This is a genomic window from Vibrio sp. Of7-15 (assembly GCF_022347565.1).
GTDB lineage: Bacteria > Pseudomonadota > Gammaproteobacteria > Enterobacterales > Vibrionaceae > NORP241.
Genome location: NZ_JAKRGH010000017.1, coordinates 31,982 through 51,799 on the forward strand (window position 1 = coordinate 31,982; position 19,818 = coordinate 51,799).

At 40.7% G+C, this 19,818-nt stretch carries 16 protein-coding genes; 10 read left to right on the forward strand and 6 right to left on the reverse strand.

The genetic code is table 11. From position 1 onward, the window contains the following. Positions 1–12: 12 nt before the first annotated feature. From wecB to MHO82_RS16740, 6 genes are all read right to left on the reverse strand, one after another. A complete protein-coding gene (gene wecB, locus MHO82_RS16715) occupies positions 13–1,155 on the reverse strand; it encodes a UDP-N-acetylglucosamine 2-epimerase (non-hydrolyzing) (protein ID WP_239185527.1) in 1,143 nt (380 codons plus the stop codon). Between the two features lie 18 nt (positions 1,156–1,173). Next, positions 1,174–3,393: a polysaccharide biosynthesis tyrosine autokinase gene (locus MHO82_RS16720; protein ID WP_239185529.1), complete on the reverse strand. Its 2,220-nt coding sequence runs from the start codon at positions 3,391–3,393 to the stop codon at positions 1,174–1,176. Between the two features lie 26 nt (positions 3,394–3,419). Beyond that, positions 3,420–3,914, reverse strand: coding sequence for a polysaccharide biosynthesis/export family protein (locus tag MHO82_RS16725; protein ID WP_239185622.1), 495 nt, complete (start codon positions 3,912–3,914; stop codon positions 3,420–3,422). A gap of 43 nt (positions 3,915–3,957) precedes the next feature. Further along, a complete protein-coding gene (locus MHO82_RS16730) occupies positions 3,958–5,193 on the reverse strand; it encodes an outer membrane beta-barrel protein (protein ID WP_239185531.1) in 1,236 nt (411 codons plus the stop codon). Positions 5,194–5,207: 14 nt separating this feature from the next. Beyond that, a complete protein-coding gene (locus MHO82_RS16735; protein WP_239185533.1) occupies positions 5,208–6,608 on the reverse strand; it encodes an undecaprenyl-phosphate glucose phosphotransferase in 1,401 nt (466 codons plus the stop codon). Positions 6,609–6,893: 285 nt separating this feature from the next. After that, positions 6,894–7,532, reverse strand: coding sequence for a LuxR C-terminal-related transcriptional regulator (locus MHO82_RS16740; protein ID WP_239185535.1), 639 nt, complete (start codon positions 7,530–7,532; stop codon positions 6,894–6,896). A gap of 143 nt (positions 7,533–7,675) precedes the next feature. Between MHO82_RS16740 and MHO82_RS16745 the strand changes: the two genes are divergently transcribed. The 10 genes from MHO82_RS16745 (at position 7,676) to MHO82_RS16790 (ending at position 19,809) form a co-directional block, all read left to right on the forward strand. After that, positions 7,676–8,938: an MFS transporter gene (locus MHO82_RS16745; protein WP_275440651.1), complete on the forward strand. Its 1,263-nt coding sequence runs from the start codon at positions 7,676–7,678 to the stop codon at positions 8,936–8,938. A 133-nt stretch (positions 8,939–9,071) separates the two neighbouring features. Continuing rightward, positions 9,072–9,605, forward strand: a complete 534-nt coding sequence (locus MHO82_RS16750) for a single-stranded DNA-binding protein (RefSeq protein WP_239185539.1) — start codon at positions 9,072–9,074, stop codon at positions 9,603–9,605. 208 nt (positions 9,606–9,813) lie between these two features. Next, complete coding sequence (gene csrD, locus MHO82_RS16755; RefSeq protein ID WP_239185541.1) at positions 9,814–11,787, forward strand: RNase E specificity factor CsrD; 1,974 nt, start codon at positions 9,814–9,816, stop codon at positions 11,785–11,787. 195 nt (positions 11,788–11,982) lie between these two features. After that, a complete protein-coding gene (locus MHO82_RS16760) occupies positions 11,983–13,350 on the forward strand; it encodes an MSHA biogenesis protein MshI (RefSeq protein WP_239185543.1) in 1,368 nt (455 codons plus the stop codon). Positions 13,351–13,358: 8 nt separating this feature from the next. Beyond that, positions 13,359–13,997, forward strand: coding sequence for a type 4a pilus biogenesis protein PilO (gene pilO / locus MHO82_RS16765; RefSeq protein ID WP_239185545.1), 639 nt, complete (start codon positions 13,359–13,361; stop codon positions 13,995–13,997). Then, positions 13,990–14,337: an MSHA biogenesis protein MshK gene (locus MHO82_RS16770; RefSeq protein WP_239185547.1), complete on the forward strand. Its 348-nt coding sequence runs from the start codon at positions 13,990–13,992 to the stop codon at positions 14,335–14,337. The genes pilO and MHO82_RS16770 overlap by 8 nt, the downstream gene beginning before the upstream one ends. Before the next feature lie 12 nt (positions 14,338–14,349). Continuing rightward, positions 14,350–15,942: a pilus (MSHA type) biogenesis protein MshL gene (gene mshL, locus MHO82_RS16775; RefSeq protein ID WP_239185549.1), complete on the forward strand. Its 1,593-nt coding sequence runs from the start codon at positions 14,350–14,352 to the stop codon at positions 15,940–15,942. Between the two features lie 2 nt (positions 15,943–15,944). Then, positions 15,945–16,787: an AAA family ATPase gene (locus MHO82_RS16780; protein ID WP_239185551.1), complete on the forward strand. Its 843-nt coding sequence runs from the start codon at positions 15,945–15,947 to the stop codon at positions 16,785–16,787. 3 nt (positions 16,788–16,790) lie between these two features. After that, positions 16,791–18,092: a tetratricopeptide repeat protein gene (locus tag MHO82_RS16785; RefSeq protein ID WP_239185553.1), complete on the forward strand. Its 1,302-nt coding sequence runs from the start codon at positions 16,791–16,793 to the stop codon at positions 18,090–18,092. After that, entirely contained in the window at positions 18,082–19,809 is a 1,728-nt protein-coding gene (locus MHO82_RS16790; protein WP_239185555.1) for a GspE/PulE family protein, read from the forward strand. The genes MHO82_RS16785 and MHO82_RS16790 overlap by 11 nt, the downstream gene beginning before the upstream one ends. The last annotated feature ends 9 nt before the right edge of the window (positions 19,810–19,818 follow it).

The following is a 19,818-nucleotide window of genomic DNA, read 5'->3' on the forward strand; positions in this document are numbered from 1 at the left end:
AAACCTTTTTCTTTATTTAGAATTTAAAAAACTATTTAAAATATCAACAATTCTTTGGCTGGCTTTTCCGTCGCCATATGGATTGTGCGCTTTCGCCATGGTGTTATATAAACCGTTGTCATTAAGTAATTGGTTGACACTAGATGTGATTAGCTCAGGGTCGGTTCCAACCAACTTAACGGTTCCAGCTTCAACTGCTTCTGGTCTTTCCGTTGTATCTCTCATTACTAGAACTGGTTTTCCTAGTGAAGGGGCCTCTTCTTGAATACCGCCAGAGTCAGTTAAAATGATATGTGCTTTTGTCATTAAAAAGACAAACGGCAAATAGTCTTGTGGGTCGATCAAATGCACATTATTAGAGGAGGACAGTAATCGGTTAACCGGCTCCTGAACATTAGGGTTAAGATGCACTGGGTAGCAAATTTGGATATCATCACGTTCAGCCAGTTTTGCTAAAGCTTGGCAGATTCTTTCAAACCCACCACCAAAACTTTCACGGCGATGACCAGTCACTAAAATTAATTTTTTGTTTGGATCTAAGAAAGGGAAAGACGATGACAGTTCTTTATATAAGCTCTGTTCTGTTTCTATTTTTTCCTTTACATCAAGCAGGGCATCGATAACGGTATTACCAGTGATGTAAATGTCTTCTTTATTAACATTTTCTTTTGATAAATTTTGCTGTGATCGGTCTGTTGGCGCAAAGTGCAGTTTCGTGAGACTGCCTGTTAATTTTCTATTCCCTTCTTCAGGCCAAGGAGAGTATATATTACCGGTACGAAGTCCTGCTTCGATGTGCCCTACTGGGATCTGCTGATAGTAGGCAGCTAAGCTGGAAGCTAGAGTTGTCGATGTGTCTCCATGAACCAGTACACAGTCTGGTTTTAATTCCTTTAGCACATCTCTAAGGCCCGTAAGTATTTTGCATGTAACATCTGTTAAATCTTGGCCGGGGCTCATGATGTTAAGATCAAAATCTGGTTTAATAGCGAATAAGTCTAGTACTTGGTCTAACATTTCTCTGTGTTGAGCGGTAACACAGACGTAAGTTTTTAGATTCTTATTCTTTTGGCTTTCTTTTACCACCGGAGCCATTTTTATTGCTTCTGGTCTAGTTCCAAATACAAATAAGACCTTTTTTTCAACTTCTTTCATTTTATTTTTCTCAAGGATTTAAGATTCTGCTGCTTGATAGTACTCGCCGTAAGCACTATATCCATGTTCAACGCTATTCGATTTTTTATTGATTTGGTTAACAATCACACCATCAATTAGTATGTCGTGTTTTAGCATCTTAGCCATTGTGTTTTGAATCAGGTTTTGTTTAGTTGAATTGGCTTTTACAACAATAACCGTCGCGTTGGCTAATCGACTCACCACTAAAGAATCACTAACAGATAAAGTCGGGGGAGTATCTAAAATAATACGATCCACTTTTTCTTCTAATTTATTGAGAAGCGATTCAAATTTTGATGAGCTCAGTAATTCCTGTGGATTAGGAGATAACATGCCGGCAGGAATAATGACTAATCCTGATTGTTCATCTCGATATAAGCACTCTTCTAACTCTGATCCCATTAATAAATAGTTGGTTAACCCTTTTTTATTCTTCTTTAAACCAAAGCGTTCTGCTATTGCTGGTTTTCGTAAATCACAATCGATTAATACAACCTTTTCCATTTTTGATAGCGACATGGCAAGATTAATTGCTGTTGTCGTTTTCCCTTCTCCTGGAACGGAAGAACTAATACTTATTCTCTTTCTGTTATTATTTACGGCATTTAAGAGTAGAGAAGTTCTGATTGAGCGAATCGACTCGCTGAAAAAATATTCATCTTGGTTAAAGAAGATTGAGTTATCTAAATCTTTCTTCTTGAATTTTTTATTCTTTACAATAGGTATACCACCTAAAGGTATTAGGCCGAATTTATCTTCAAAATCTTTTGTTGATTCAATCGTATTTTTTAATGACGAAATTAAAATTGAAAAAGTAATCGCAGCCATTAAGCTAGCAAACATTGATGCAATAATGAGTTTTGTTTTTTTAGGAGATGCAGGGATCAAAGGAACCATCGCATGATCCGTAAACCTAGCATTTGCGGCTTGAAAATCACTGGTTGCCGACGTTTCTTTTTGACGAGTTAAAAATAAATTATAAAGCTGACTGTTTGTATCAACTTCTCGTTTCAAAGAGTCATAACGAGTTTTCTTAACGGTTAAAATTTGAAACTCTTCTTTTTTATTAGAGAGCTCTTCTCTGATGATACTTTCTTGATGTCTTGCACTTTGAAGTTCTTTTTCGATACCTCTTGCAAGCTCTTTTACTACATTATTAGCTCTTTGTTGTACGGATTTAAGCTGCGCTTGAGCTCGGATCATTTTGTCATGTTTTGGCCCGTATCTTTTTGCTAGCTCATTAACCTGCTTCTCTATGTCAATTTCAGACTTTCTGATATCTCTTATTTGAGGGTGATTTGAAATTTCTGAAATTGAAGCTAGGGTAGATAAGTCCGTATTTTGGTTTTTTTGTAAAGTGTTGTATAGCGATTCTGCTGCCACTCTGCGGTCGGTAGCTTTAGATAATCTATTGGTTAAGTTGCGTAGCTCTGTACTTGTTAGGTTATCAATACCACTATTATCGATGAGTTGTTCACGTTCTAAAAACTCAGTTAATTGCTCTTCGGAGCTAATTAGTTGTTCTTTCAGTTCTTGTAAACGTGAGGTAATCCAGCCGGATGCCTGCTGTGTTGCTGATAAACGAGAATCTAAGTTATTTTCAATAAATGCTTTGCCGACTGTATTTGCAACTTTTGCAGCAAGAATGGGATCTTGAGACTCAAACGTAATTTTTACTAATTGAGTACTCCGGATAGGAGATATGGTTAATTTGCTTTTAAATATAGATAAAACTTGCAGTTCAAGCGCTGCTTGCCTTGTTTCATTTGATACTTCAGGCTTTTCTGGGAAAAAAGCCTTCATCAGAGGGAACTGTTTTAAAAACTCGATTATTTTTTCTTTTAGTGAAGGGCTACTATTTTCTTTCTGTCCGTTAAACTCAGGAACAGAGTACAAATCTAGCTCATTAATTACTTTCTTGGCAACGTTATTAGATTTTAGTATTTCATATTGTGTTGAATAGTATTCTTTTTTACTGCTATCAATTCCTACTATCTCTTCTATTGATACCGCTTTTTTCTGTTCAGATTCAATCAATAGTGTCGCAGTCGCTCGATATGATGGCGTTATCGATAATACTGTTAGAGTGGCAATTATTGTGCATAATAGGGTGAATAAAGAAATCTTTAACCAGTTTTTTTTAATGTTATTTAAGTATTTACTGAAATCGATAGTGATTTCATTATTTCTTAGTTCATCTGGTGTACTAAACTGCATGGTAATCAAGCCTATATAGCGGTAAATTAAAAGAAACTTTGCTCTATTACGATAATATCTCCAGGTATTATCTTTGTATCAAGATTGGCCTTTTTAATGTCTTTTCCATTTTCTTCTTTTTTGACTTTTATGGAGCTTTTAGAGGCTCGGTCAGTAAAACCTCCAGCCAGTGCTATAGCTTTATCAACGGTTAAGCCTGGCTGATATTCATAGCCACCAGGTCTTTTTACTTCACCATTTACGTATATTTTCCTGAAGCTAATAATATTAACCATGACTTTAGGGTTAATTAAGTAATCACCTTTTAATCCAGACTGTATCTTATCCTTTATTTCTTTAGGTGTTTTACCTTTAGTTGTTAGTTGTCCTAGATATGGATAATCAAAGGATCCGCTGGAGCTGATTAGTAATTCATCAATAGATAAATCGTCTTCTCCATAAACAACTATTTTAATTTTGTCTCCAGCACCTAACTTATAATTATGATTAATTTGGCTTGAATATGATTTCAACGGAAGCATAAATATAAATATAAAAATAAATATATTTTTTGATTGATACAGTTTATAAGGTAACATTTGCATTTATTCCCCAGTAATTTTGTTTATAACCATAGTTGGATAAACTGGAGTCTTTTTCTATTCTTTTCCAGTTAGCAGAGATCTCAAACCAGCGGCGTATTTCATAACCTAAGGTAATATCACTGAAGTTAGTTGTTTCTTCTCTATTTACACCGGTATAATTTTCATCACGATGTGCAATTGTTATATTGTTGTATACTTTTGCGCTCCAATAGTGTTTCCAACCAAGCTGATAATATTGTTCTTCAATATAATCACCATCTTGTTCTGGATCCTTTGCTGCCTGTGAGGTTAATGCTGTAATAGTGGAGTACTCTTTTGGTGTCCACTCAAGCTCAGCACTCCAGCTGAAACCGTTAAACCCTTCTGTATTCGCACTGATGAAGTCTTTATCTTGCAGGCCTAGTTTTATTGTCCCGTTTGTTTTACCTGAGATATCCCACTTAGCACCAAGGTAATAAAATATTGTATTGCTGTCTTGGATCGTCGCGCTTGAGGCATGATGCTTATACCTACGATCGTATTTTTTGATATCAAAAATAGCTTCGGTATTTGGCATCACTTGATAATAAAAGCTCATGGCATATCGGTTTTCATCATAGTCATTAAAACGACTACTTTGCTCTGGAGCTGCTTCAAAATACCTGAAATTTTTATAAATGCGATTGCCGTAGCCTAAAGAGCCTTCTAGTCGACCTTTTGCATTTTCAGAGCCGTAGACATACGTTGAATTAATATCATGGCTATCGTATTTCAGTGGCTCATTAATGGCGTTGGATGCGTTATCACCTTCCGAAATCCCTGAACCGCGATTTTCATGTAAATACATGTAGCTGTAGTTTAGGGCTAAACCATTTCTAGTATTAAAACGTAAGAAGTTATCGCTTCGAAATCGGTGATCGAGGTAATTGTCTTGCGAGCTTTGCGAGTAGCTGCCGTTTGTTAAAGCATACCCAGCAGAAAAGGTGCTTTCTCCCCGTTCGGCTTTTATGGCAACAGCTGGGGTGACTTCTAATAAAGGAGACGATGTTTTATTTGTGTCATTTGAGACTTGAGTAATATTGTCGTCATACCCATAGGAAGCCGATAAGTATGGCGCTATTTCAATGCCTGATTCTGTTCGGTATGGTTCGTTCTCAATGGCTAAGCTCAGCGGTGTAAACAGTATGGAAGCTGATACGAGTCCTGCGGAGTAGCTTTTTTTTCTGATAGTGGACATTGGTTCCCTCCTTATTAGTAAGCTGCTTTACCAACAAAACCTTTGAAAACAGTTAAAAAAACAATTTTTAAATCCATCCACAGTGACCAACCTTGGATGTAAGCAAGATCAAACTCAACACGCTTTTCCATTTTATCGAGGGTGTCAGTCTCGCCGCGATAACCATTAATTTGAGCCCAGCCTGTAATACCTGGCTTTACTTTGTGGCGTAACATGTAGCGTTCAACTATTTCTCGATATTCTTCGTTATGCGCAACAGCATGAGGCCTTGGGCCTACAATGGACATTTTTCCTTGAAGAACATTGAAAAACTGTGGTAACTCATCCAGTGATGTGCGGCGAATAAAGGCACCAAAAGGGGTGATTCGCGGGTCATTTTTTGTGGCTTGTTTGACGACACTTCCATTGTCCATGGTGTTCATGGAGCGGAATTTCCATACTTTAATTTTACGACCATCAAGTCCGTAACGGTTTTGTTTGAATAATATTGGACCTGGAGATGATAATTTGACGCCCAACGCGACAATTAATAAGACCGGACTGATTAGTGCGATAATGATGAGCGCTAAAACGATATCTTCTGCTCTTTTTACCCAGCCAGTTAAGCCATTAAAAGGGGTGTCATGGACACTTAAGGTGTGGATGTTGCCAACTTGATGCCAGCGAGAATGCAGCAGGTTATAAGTAAAGAAGTCAGGAACTAAATAGGTATTAGCTGTTGTATCTGAAAATTGAGTTAAAAATTGAGCGATTCGGTGGTTTGCATGCATTGGCATCGCAATGTAGACATGTTCTATTTCACCTTCTTTTGCTTTTTGAAGGGCATCAGACACAGAGCCTAGTAATGGCAAATCCATTTGAGACTTCAGGCGTTCCGGAGCGCGCTCATCATAAAAGCCAACGAGCTCTATACCTAAACTGTTTTTTCTTTTTAACTCTTTCGCTAAGGCTAAGCCCGTGTCTGTTACACCAATAATAGCGGCTTGTCTTTTATTAAACCCTTTTTTTCTTAAGGCCTTTAACGCTGACTTAAATAAATAGCGCCAGCCAACGAGGATAAGGGGAGTAATTAAAAACCAAGAACCGATTGCAACGCGTGAGTATATTTCACTTGTTTTAGAAAAGTAGCCTAAGGTTAATAAAATAGAAATACTGAAGATCCAAGGCAGGATTGTTGCTGATACTTGTTCTTTAAAAGAGCTAATACGCCATGAGCGATAAAGGTTTGAGCTTTCTGCGGCAAGCAAGAAACTAAGGACCCCAAGGGCACCAGCTAATAGATATTCTTGAGTAAATGTATTTAAGTAAAAGCTCGCAATTACATAAAGAGTAGATGCAATAAAAATGACATCAGTTAGACGATACAGGAAAGCAAACTCTGTTTCGTGTGAGCGAATTAGGCCTTTTTTTTCCATAATGTAAGTATCTTCTTAATTGGTGAAAGTAAATTAGTCACGCTACCGCCCCTAGGTGTAACCCCAGTATGACTAAGAATTTCGGTTGTGGAGGATGGACGATATGCGCTCAGGTTCAGCTTATTGATAACATCCGTGTTTCATTTTTTTGAGCTGATAATTTAGCGAATATTAGATTTTTTTAAGAGGGAATAAAGAATGGATTCTAGGGGGGCTTTTACTCGTTCTTGATTTTAAAAACGAGCAAAAGCCTGAGTTTTTGCCACTAAAGTATGAGAGTAGGAGTTAGTCGAGGTTTTGTTTGGCCCAAGACATGGCTTGTAACCTATTTTTCACTTCCAGCTTTTTGAAGATATTATATAAATGTGACTTTATCGTGTGTTCACTTATAAACAATTTGTCAGCAATTTCTATATTGGATGCACCACTTTTGAGAGTTTGTAATATTTCTGATTCTCGTCTTGTGAGCTCGATTTCAGGCTGGGTTGTTTTTGCTGTCGTTCTTGAAGTGGTATTTGTTCTATAGTAGTCAAGCAGTTCGTTAAGCACCTTTCTTGAAAGCCAGTTTTCTCCATTCAGTATTGTTGCAAGGCCTTTGCATACGGTATCTATATCGTCTGAATGCTTGAACATCCCAAAAAGATTTGGCCATATCACAAGTTCTTCTAGTGGGATGTTTTTAGGAGTATTTATGAGAACAGTTTTTACATTGTTTCGATACTTTTGTAGATGATTTGATAGCTCGGTGACATCACAATGGGTGGATAAGTCGATAAGGACAACATGCTCTTCTGGATGAGAAAGAATGTCGCTATTGTTGATATTGTCAATAATAAGTAGGGGGTGACTGAGTTTAGTTTCTAAATAGTGAGCCAGAGTTGAACTCTGTAAGTTAGATTGGGAAAACAATAATAAATTGGTCATTTTTTAACTCATATAAATAGATTCTAAATTTATCGTATAGCCTTGTTATCATACTTAAGTTGTAACTATATTCATATTGAGGTTTAGTAATTTCTTATAATTAAGACTGGAGCTATGGGTTATAAATTTACTTATAATTAAATATGTTAACTAACTTTCCCATTTTTTCTTATATTTTTTTGTTACAAAAGAGTATATTTGCTTCTTCTTTTCTCTATCTTACGGCTGAAAGTTTGAACTCAATCGAAAAAAGAGCCACTGCTTCGCTCGCTTTTGTTTTTGTCTTAAGGATGCTTGGCTTATTTATGCTGATGCCTGTCTTAGCGCTCTACGCTCAGCATTTAGAACACTATAGTTATATCTGGGTAGGTATCGCGATTGGTGCGTATGGTTGTACCCAGGCTCTGTTTCAAATACCTGCTGGGTGGTTGTCTGATCGGTTTGGTCGTAAACCTATCATTATTATGGGTTTGGTTATTTTTGCTCTTGGGTCTTTGATTGCTGCTAATGCGACATCACTGTATTGGGTTGCTATTGGGCGAGGAATTCAAGGGATGGGAGCGATTGCTGCTGCTGTTTTAGCGTTGGCTGCTGATTTAAGCCGAGAAAGTCAACGCACGAAGGTCATGGCTGTCATTGGTATCTCTATAGGTATGTCTTTTGCTCTAGCGATGGTGTTAGGGCCAGTGCTTGCTGGTCAGTTTGGGCTCTCCGGGTTGTTTTATATTATCGCTGCGATGGCGTTTGTCGCTATTGTTATTGTGCAGTGGGGGGTCCCTAATCCCGTTAATATAAATAACCACAACCCTAAAGTGGTGAAAATATCAGGTGTTAAAAAAGTATTAGCGGATAATCGGTTAATTAAGCTTGATTATGGGGTCTTTATTATTCATTGGATAATGACAGCGACCTTTATTGCTTTGCCTCTACAGCTGCTTGAACACCAAGTTATGAAAGATCAACATTGGGCATTTTACCTCCCTGTTTTCATTCTTTCTTTTGTCGTTCTTGGGCCTTTAATGAAAATAAACCGTAAAGCACCGAGAAGAGCTAATTCTATTGCTATTAGTTTGCTCATTTTAGGCATTAGTATGCTTGCTTTAAACTTTGATTCTTTATGGTTATTAGGTATTGGGGCATGGATGTATTTCTCAGGGTTTAATTTTTTAGAGGCTTCTATGCCATCACTATTAACCAAATTGGCCCCCGAACAGTATAAAGGCAGTGCTACAGGTGTGTATAGTACCAGTCAATTCTTAGGGGCTTTCATGGGCGGGGTTGCTGGCGGGATGGTGATGCAAAGTTATGGGGCATTTGCGCTATATTGCTTATCGATTTTATTGTTGATCAGCTTGCTTGTGTGCTGGCGTAAATTGATTGTCAATGATAAAGCGGTTGCCGCCTAGTGCAATGGAATTTGCGAGGGTCATTTAATTCTAGATCTATCTTGTACTATCATCCTCGTGATAAACTGAATCACATGTCTAATTTTTGTGAAGTGCAATGTTGCTTCACAGCTAATCTTATCTGGAGCTAATTATGGCCAGTCGCGGTATTAATAAGGTTATCTTAGTTGGTAACTTAGGTGGCGATCCTGAAGTACGTTATATGCCAAGTGGTGGTGCAGTAGCAAATATTACTATTGCAACGTCTGAATCTTGGCGTGATAAGAACACTGGTGAGCAGAAAGAGAAAACGGAATGGCACCGTGTCGCGTTATTTGGCAAGTTAGCTGAAGTGGCTGGTGAGTACCTTCGTAAAGGTTCACAAGTTTACATTGAAGGTCAATTACAAACTCGTAAATGGCAAGATCAAAATGGTCAAGAGCGATACACTACTGAGGTCGTTGTTCAAGGCTTTAATGGTGTGATGCAAATGCTTGGCGGCCGTGCACAACAAGGCCAAGGTGCACCTATGGGTGGACAGCAGCAACAGCAGTGGGGGCAACCTCAGCAGCCAGCACAACAGCAAGGCTTTGCTCCTCAGCAGCAGGCCCCACAACAAGCACCTCAGCAGGCTCAACCTCAGTATAATGAGCCACCAATGGACTTTGATGACGACATTCCATTCTAAATTGTATTTGATAAATGCAGTAAGAACCTAATGTTGACTTTGACAACTAAAAGCTCTGCTACGGCGGAGCTTTTTAGTATCTGCGGATATTTAAGATTGAATTCTAAGGTTTGCCTCACTGTGCTGAAATCAAAACATTCACATTTGAACTTATTCTTTTAATAATATTGTATGGATACTTGCTACTTTGCCAAGAGGCTCACTTTTTATGCGTAAAACACCAACATTGCGATTGAGTAACCGCTTAGTTGCTTTTGTTACTTTGATTGTTGTCAGTGCTATTTTTGTTATTTTTGTTGGTGGGGCAATCAGTTTTAAAAAGATTGGTAATGAGCATTTAAACCATTACTTAGAAGGTATTGTCGACGTTATTGATCAGGAAATGTCAGATCCTGAAGATGCTGAAAGTTTGTCTCGCTGGCTACCTAAGCTATTAAAAGCCAGTAATGTGGTTGAAATGAGCATCACAACGGATGCGGGCCCTGTTTACTCTTTCAAGGAAATTCAGTTACAGCTTGAACCCTCTTTGTTGTACCAAAAGCGCTATCCGTTAGAGTTGAATCAAGGTTATTACATTGAGTTCAAAACCCTGCCCGCATACAGTAGCTTTACTTATTCCATCGGCGCGATGTTTTCTATTACTGCGGCAATCATGCTCATCATTGCGGGGTTAATATGGGGGTTAAGCTGGCTTAAGCGTCAGCTGCATGGCTCTGAATTATTAGAAGAGCGCGGGAGGATGATATTGGCTGGTCATGTAGAGCCATACGCTATTGGTTCTGAAGATGAATGGCCCGCGACAGCAAGCCTTGCGCTTGATCAGCTTATTTCTGAATTGCAGGATGCTCGACAAGAACGCAGTCGTTTCGATACGTTTATTCGAACTCATACCTTTTTAGATCAATTGACTGGCTCTGCGAACCGAGTGCTGTTTGACAGTAAATTAGAGTCTGTTCTGCAAGAGTCTGACAGCCAAGGAGCCGTGCTTTTAATTCGCTTTGATGAATGGGAAGAAGTATTAGAGCATTCAGGAAAAGAGTTAGCGGATGAGCTCATTGTCGAGTCTGGGGGGCTACTGTCGAACTTGATCCAGCGTTATCCTGATGTGGTGCTATCCCGTTATTACGAATCTGATTTTGCGATTCTGATCCCCCATCAATCTGTCAAAGATATTATGCATTTCTCGGCTCAAGTTTTACGAGTTTTAGAGCGCTTGAGCCCACCTGAGCCACTCCATAGTGATAATTGGTGTCATATTGGTGTCACTATGTTTGGTGTCGGTGAGCGTCGTGGGCGTGTTATGGATGAAGTTGAAATGGCACTACGTAGTGCTAAGTTACAAAACGCGAACAGCTGGTCATTATTTAAAAAAGGCCAGCAGGAGCAAACAAGCCGTGGGAATGTTAGATGGCGAAGTCTGTTTGATGCGGTTTTTGAGCAAAAAGAGCTTCAGCTTTATAAACAGCCTGTCTTCATGGAGGGGGGCAAGACACCTCTACATTATGAATTATTAGCCAGAATTAAAGATGAAAATGGCTTTTTAATTAAAGCATCTCGTTTTTTACCTGCTATAGAACAAGTTGGTTACCAGATTCGAATGGATCGTCGAGTGGTAACACAAACGCTGACACTGTTACGAAAAGAAAATGGTGAAAGAAGTTATTCGGTAAACTTACATGTGTTATCACTGCAAGATAAAAGTTTTAATCGTTGGCTAAGAGATGAACTCTTGCAATTGCCTCGTATGTTATTAAAACATCTAAGCTTTGAATTTGTTGAAGGGAGCTTAGTTACTCACCTTGATTTTGTTCGTCCTGTAGTACGTATGCTGTCAGGGTTGGGCTGCAAGATCGTGGTCGATCAAGCCGGGCGTACTATTGTCAGTACCCACTATATTAAAGATTTGAAAGTGGACTACCTTAAACTTCATCGCAGTTTGATGAGAGATATTCATCAAAGATATGAAAATCAACTGTTTGTCCGTAGTATCATTGGGGCATGTGCGGATTCTAATGCAAAGGTGATTGCCGTTGGGGTTGAAAAAGAAAAGGAATGGCACTTGCTTAAAGAGTTAGGTGTTTCTGGTGGGCAAGGGCGATTTTTTAATGCGGAAACCTCATTGCATCATCAGCCGAAAAAAGTTCAGCAACCGAAACGACGTAATCGTTGGGCGAGAAAGTAATCGTACATTTCTCAGACTGGCTATTATATAGTATGCCTGCATCAGCACCATTAAGCTTCTAGGTACATAGAGTACCAAGTTTTTCATGTATTAATTTATAGAGCTATGAGTACGTTGTCTTTTTTTAAAAAATTCACCCGTTCCAGTAAAGTTAAAAATACAGTGAGTATTGCCGTACTTTCTGATGGACTCTATGTGGCTGTAAGTAATCACTCACAGCAGCCCGCTTCTTGTTTTAAGGAAGCAGCAGTACCTGAAAAATGGGCGATGGCACTAAAAGCCGCTGTTGAGCAATTATCGGCGACTGGCTATGGTGCCAATGTCATTATTGGTTCGTCTTTGTATCAAAGTCTTCAAATTGATAAGCCAGACGTTCCACGAGAAGATCTACCAAGTGCTTTGCCTTTTCTTGTAAAAGATTTGGTGAATGATCGTGTGGCGGATATTGTCGCTGATGGATTCCCCTTAGAAAGTAGCGATAAGTTGCAAGCTTATGTCACTCAGAAGAAAAACATTGAGCAGTTGCTGGATGCTTGTCGTCATGCTGGTATTGAATTATTGCAAATTCTACCGGAAGAGATGGCTTGGGGGAAAAGCCAAGTAGATGTTTCAAGCTGGATGTTACTTCACCGCAGCAGTGGAGGTGACTTAAAGCTTAGCGCTTACCATGAGCAAACTATTGGTTTTCATCGTTTACTGCGTGGTTTTAGCTCCCCACTGGGTGGCGAAATGGCCAGTAGCCTTCAGTTAGATGGCCTTGCATTGGAGCTGCAGCGCTCTTTTGATTATTTGAATGCTCAACTAAAAACGGGCCCAATTAATCAGCTTTATCTCATGTGTGATGATGAAAGTGGTGAGCAACTCGCTAACGATCTTCGCCTTCGCTTAAGTGTTCAAGTCGCGCCTCTTCCTGTACCTGATGAATCGATTCATCGTTGTGGTGAGGTTTTAGCATGGGCAGGGCTACAGCTTTTTAATGCTGATATTAATTTATACCCAGATTATCTGCGTCCGAAGAAAAACTATTTAACTCTGCAAAACCTCGGTATCAGCTGGGTAGCTGGGATCGTGTTATTAATGGGAGTTTTTGGTTACCTGACGTGGCAAAGCCAGCAGCTAGAAAAAGAACTGACTGCTGCGCGAACAAAAGTACAAACATTAGATCAAGAGTTAAACGCATTGAATAAACGTTTAGCGAAACACAAGCCATTGCCAGCACGTATCGCCGCGGTAAGCCGTTTGAAAGAAACCATTAAGTTACAAGAAACGTCACTCAATGCCATTTCTGGCCATGATACTTCTTTACAAATCGGTTATTCGGGAATGATGCAAGACTTGGCTAAAATTGGTCGCAATGATATTTCTCTTACTCGTATTTATGTGCAGGGCGATATGATGGATCTACAAGGCTTAGCACGAAACGCCAGTGTTGTGCCAAACTGGTTGCAACAGTTCCAATCGGAGCTACACCTTGTTGGGCGAACGTTTAAAAAAATGTCCATTGGCAGGGACGAGCAAGATAGAGTGACTTTCTCCTTACTGACAGAGGCGAAAGGACAATGAAGATAGACATGTCGTGGTGGAATAGCCTACATGAGAAATTTGATGCCTTAAGTAAGCGAGAGCAAGTACTTGTTGGTATCATGGGGTGGGTGGCCGTTGCGCTGGGTTTGACGACATTTGTTGTTGAGCCTGCTTTTTTGCATTACCAGAAACAAGAAAAGCAGCTTATTTCTTATCAGCGTGATGCGGTAAGTAAAGCTCAGCAAATCGATCTTGCTCACTTTAAGCTAAAAAGAGATCCTAATGCTGCCATTGATAAAGAGTTTCAGCAGCTTACCCAACGAAGCCAAGCTTTATCCGCAGAATTGGACCAGATTATTGGTGGTTTGGTCTCTCCGGGAAAAATGGCCGAATTACTTGAACAAGTGCTAGTGAATTCATCGAAATTGAAATTACTCTCTCTTGAGTCTTTGCCTGCTGAGCGCTTATTAGAAGGCAAGAAAAAGACGGGGTATTTTGTTCATCCAGTCCGGATTGTGCTAACGGGTTCTTATTTTGATATATCTGAATATTTAGCCGCTTTAGAGCAATTGTCAGTGAAATATTATTGGCGAACTTTTGAATATCAGGTTGAAGAGTACCCAACAGCACGCCTTACATTAACGGTATACACATTAGGTTCGAGTGAGGGCTTCATTGGTGGTTAAGACGATCATTTATCATGGCATTATGGCGCTGATGTTAAGTGCTTTCTCTTTTACTGTTTATGCTCAGCAAGATCCTACGGCACCGCTCGGCTGGATGGAGGTTGAGAAACCTGAGCCAACGAAAAAAACAGTCAGAAAATACAATTTACCACGCTTAGAAAGCATTGTCTGTATCAGCGAGCAGCCATGTTATGCCGTATTAAATAACAAGGTTGTGAAGAAAGGCAGTAAAATAAACGGTTATCAAATTACCAAAATAAGTGACTCTTTAGTGATGGTGAGCCGTGGCTCTCGTCAGTGGCAGTTAACGCTTTTTCCTCTGGATGTAAAAAAGAAATAGGTTTTTATTAGTATGCGTAAAATCGTTATCGGGATTGTTATTGCGTCTTTAATGGGCTGCTCCATGGGCCATAGAGATCCAGAGGAAATTAAACAATCGTTAAATCAATCAATTAATGAAGTGAATAGCCGCTCTTTACAGCAATTGCCAGAATCTGTTCAGGCAGAGTTGATGCCAAGTGTGAATACGGGATTTGCACCCGAAGGAGAACTGCTATTAAAACGTTTTCAGGTCCAAGCTCAGCGTGTTCAGGCCAAAGCATTTTTTGGTAGTTTAGTTAAAGGAACTGAATACAGCATTGCCATCCATCCTGATGTCTCTGGCACCATCACATTAAATCTTGTTGATGTCACGTTAGATGAAGTACTTGATGTTGTTACCGATATGTATGGTTATGAAATTGTTCATACTGGTAAAGTAATCCAAGTGTACCCTGCTGATTTACGTACAGAAACGATCCCCGTTAACTATCTTCAATTTAAGCGTAGTGGTCGCTCACTAACCTCTATTACCACTGGCTCAATCGCTGCCAGTAATGGTTCTGAATCAAGCTCAAGCTCTTCTTCATCGGGCTCTACGGGAGGCACGGAAATTGAAACGACCAGCGAAAGTGATTTCTGGGCTGAGCTAGAACGTGCGGTATCAACGATTATCGGCTCTTCTAACGGCCGCAGTGTTGTTGCGTCTTCACAAGCCAGTGTTATTACTGTGCGAGCATTTCCAGATGAACTTCGCGAGGTTAAAGCTTTTTTAGGCATGTCCCAAGAGCGTTTAAAAAGGCAGGTGATCCTTGAGGCTAAGATCTTAGAGGTGACGTTAAGTGATGGTTATCAGCAGGGCATCAATTGGACTCAGCTTTCCGATCATGTCTCAGTGGCTCGGTTAAGTAATTTAACAGACGGAGCCTTACCGGGCTTAGACAGTATCGGCGGCTTATTAGGCGGTCAGACGAATATTACTGTCAAAGGCAGTAACTTTAATGCGGTATTGAGCTTTATGGCGACCCAAGGGGACTTGAATGTACTATCAAGCCCAAGAGTAACGGCAGCCAATAACCAAAAAGCAGTCATCAAAGTGGGTAAAGATGAATACTATGTGACTGATGTATCGAGTGTAGCTGGCAGTGGTGATAATTCAAATGTGGCACCTGAAGTTGAGTTGACCCCTTTCTTTTCAGGTATCTCGTTAGATGTGACCCCTCAAATTGATGAGAAGGGCTCCGTGCTTCTTCATGTTCATCCTGCTGTTATTGATGTGGCTACGGAAACCAAGATCATTGATTTAGGCACATCTGGAGGTGTCTTAAAGTTACCATTAGCTCAAAGCTCCATTCGAGAGTCTGATTCTGTCATTTTGGCTAAAAGTGGTGATGTGGTGGTGATTGGTGGTTTGATGAAATCGAGTACCGTTGATCAGGTCTCGAAAGTGCCATTTTTCGGAGATATCCCAGGACTAGGTCATTTGTTTAGAAATGTATCTAAACTCACTGAAAAGACAGAATTAGTGATTTTATTAAGGCCTACCGTGGTAGGTGTAAACACATGGCAGCAAGAGCTTGAGCGCTCACGTGATCTGCTTCAAGATTGGTTTCCTGAGTCGGAATAACTATGTACGAAGAGCATTATGGCTTTCATCAAGCCCCGTTTTCACTCACGCCTAATACAGCGTTGTTTTATTGTGTCATTCCTCATTATGAAGCCATTCAGATGTTGTTGTCTGCGCTTGGTATGGGCGAAGGCATCATGAAAGTCACGGGTGAAGTGGGAACTGGAAAAACCTTGGTTTGCCGAATGCTCATTAACCATTTACCCGATAATTTTGAATTAGTCTATTTCCCTAACCCCGTCATGACAGGACATGAGCTACGCCAAGCCATGGCAAAAGAATTAGGGCTTGATACGTCTGGTGATAATATTGCGATTACTGATCGAATTCATGAAAAATTAATTGCTTTGCAGAGTATGGGAAAATCCGTCGCAGTGTTTATTGATGAAGCTCAGGCTTTAAGTGACGAAGCATTAGAAACAATTCGATTATTTGGCAACTTAGAAACGGATCAAACCAAACTTTTACAAGTCGTTCTGTTCGGGCAACCTGAATTGGATCTTCGATTGGCGGAATACCATATGCGTCAATTACGACAACGTATTACTTTTTCAGCCTCATTGAGAGAGCTCAATTGTGATGAAACGACGGCGTATATTGAAGAGCGACTGAAATTATCTGGCTGTAGTTTTGATATTTTTGATCTTGCCGCCACAAAAGCGATTTGGAAAGCCAGTAATGGCACCCCTCGAATCATTAATCAGATTTGCCATAAGGCTCTATTATTAGCGTATCAAGAAAAACGAGCGACAGTGAATGAGGCCGATCTATATGCGGCTATTCATGATACGTCTGATACCCGAAAACCTAAGTTTCGCTTCCCTATGTTATGGGGTTGGAGTTAACGAATGAGCGTCATCAATAAAGCGTTATCAGACCTCGCTTCGGCAAAGCAGCGCGCACTTAATGATAAAAAAACACACGATATTAATGAACAGCTTGAGCAGAAACCCTCTCGACCTGCTTGTTCCGCTCCTTTAAAACCGGCACAAATTAAAAAGCGTAAACCATCGTATAAATATCTTACTGTGGCGATGATTGCTGTTGGGTGCTTTATGCTGGGCGGTTGGGCGGCTGGGTATGTTTTTTTTACTCCGAGTCAGTCGGCCGTTGAGGAAATATCAAAAACTTCAGAACCCTTGGTGTCAGTATCTTCGCTGCCTCAAGAAGAATTAGCGATACAGACTATTTCCGTTCAACACGCGGAAGAATTAGGGCAACCACTGGACATTTCACCGACTCATAAGCCGTCTCCTGTGCATGAAACGGAGATTTATGAAGAGCCGTCAGTGATTAAAATCATCGAGATTGAAGATAAAATATCGGCCATATCCTCAGAAGTGGTACATGAGCCATTTGTTCCTACTTTTGACCCACAGCTTAAAAAAACGCCTCCGGTGAATGATCAGGTTGTTGTGAAGACGGTTGAAAAATCAACGCCATTTGTTGAAGAGCCAGTGAAGCCTGAAAATTTAGTGAAGCCTTACCAAGCGCCAAAGCAAGAGCCCCAAGAAGAGCTGTTTGATAGCCAAATGGTGGTGAAAACGGTGAACTTGTCATTGCCCCAATTGGCTGAACATTCCATTCAAAGTGCGAAAGATGCACTAGAAGCGAATGATTCTGCTCGTGCAATACAGGCGTATTATTCTGCGCTTTCTTATACCCCCAAGAATGAATTTGTTCGCCAGCAATTGGCAGCATTACTGTATGGTCGAAAGCAGCCTCAAAAAGCGTTAAGGGTGCTTCAACAAGGGATAGAGCTAAACAAAAACAGTGAGCTGCTACGAGTGACATTATCTAAGTTGCTGGTTAGAGAAAAACAGCCGGAAGCTGCATTGGCTGTATTGGAGTATATTCCCGAAACTGCCAGCAGCGAATACATTGCGATGCGCGGGGCGCTGTCTCAGCAACAGATACACAGTAATCTAGCGACGGAAAGCTACTTAATGCTGGTGGCGCAAGAGCCTAATAATGGCCGTTGGTGGTTGGGGCTAGCCATTTCTTATGATCAAGCCGCTCAGTCTTCTGAAGCATTAAAAGCGTACAAAAACGCTTTGGTGAGAGTAGGTGTTTCAGCAAGCTCACAACAGTTTGTAAGGCAGCGCATTAAAGCATTATCAGCAATGGAGGAGAAAGCAAATGCAAATTAAGCTACGAAAAAGGCTTGGGGACCTCCTTGTTGAAGAAGGTATTGTTACTGATGATCAGGTCGGTCAGGCACTGGCTGCGCAAAAAGGCACAGGACGTAAGCTAGGTGATACGCTTATTCATCTTGGCTTTTTAACGGAAACTCAAATGCTGACTTTTTTGTCTCAGCAACTGGATTTACCGTTAATTGATCTGAACCGAGCCAGTATTGATGCTAATGCTGTTCAGCTATTACCCGAAGTACATGCGCGCCGTTTACGGGCTGTGGTGATCAGTCAGCAAGGCGATGTTGTACGTGTAGCGATGAGCGATCCGGCGGATCTTGCGGCTCAGGAAGCGGTACTAGGCCAGTTACAACGATATCGCGTTGAGCTTGTGATTGCGCCAGAAAGACAGCTGGTTGATAGTTTTGATCGCTATTATCGTCGCACCAAAGAAATTGCGTCATTTGCTGAGCAGCTTCAAGCCGAGCACCAAGATACCAGTGATTTTAATTTCTCATTTGGTGATGAAGAAGAAAGTGAAGAAGTCACCGTTGTAAAACTGATCAATTCTTTGTTTGAAGACGCGATTCAAGTGGGAGCTTCGGATATTCACATCGAACCTGATGCTAATGTCCTGAGGATCCGTCAGCGTATTGATGGTGTCTTACACGAAACGTTACTGAATGAAGTGAACGTGGCCCCTGCCTTAGTGCTGCGTCTTAAATTGATGTCGAATCTGGATATTTCAGAAAAGCGTTTACCTCAAGATGGGCGCTTTAATGTGAAAGTTCGTGGCCAATCTGTTGATATTCGTGTTTCGACAATGCCAGTACAGCATGGTGAATCCGTGGTCATGCGTTTACTTAATCAGTCTGCGGGTATTCGACCGTTGGATGAAGCGGGGTTGCCTGCTGATATGCTTGAAAAGCTGCGTCATCAGCTTCATCGCCCACATGGTATGATTTTGGTGACGGGCCCGACGGGATCGGGCAAAACCACGACTCTTTACGGTGCATTGTCAGAATTGAACCAGCCGGGGAAAAAAATCATTACGGCGGAAGACCCTGTCGAATACCGTCTACCGCGTATTAATCAGGTTCAAATTAACCCGAAAATTAACCTTAATTTTTCTACTGTCCTGCGGACCTTCTTACGTCAAGACCCTGATATTATTTTAATTGGTGAGATGCGTGACCAAGAAACTGTAGAAATTGGTCTGCGCGCAGCTTTGACGGGTCATTTAGTCTTATCCACTTTGCATACGAATGATGCAGTAGACAGTGCATTAAGAATGATGGACATGGGGGCTCCGGGCTATCTTGTGGCCAGTGCGGTTCGAGCTGTGGTTGCTCAGCGTTTAGCTCGTACGATTTGTACGGAATGTTGCATTGATGACGAACTGGATGACGCGCGTTTGAAATGGCTAGAAGCCCGTTTCCCCATGCAAGTCTCTTCCTCGTTTAAGCGGGGTTCTGGTTGTCAAAGTTGTAATTTAACGGGCTATCGCGGTCGAGTTGGTGTGTTTGAATTACTCGAATTGGATCAGGACATGATGGACACCTTGCGCGCCAATGATGCTGTTGCTTTCTCTCAGATGGCAAGGCAGAGCGAAACGTATACTCCATTGGCAGTATCTGCTATGCGTTTAGCTTTGGAAGGGCGAATCAGCCTCAATGAGGTTATGGCATTGGCTGAAGGTGATGGTTCTGGTGGTATTGAACCTATCATCATGTAGCGGAGAACA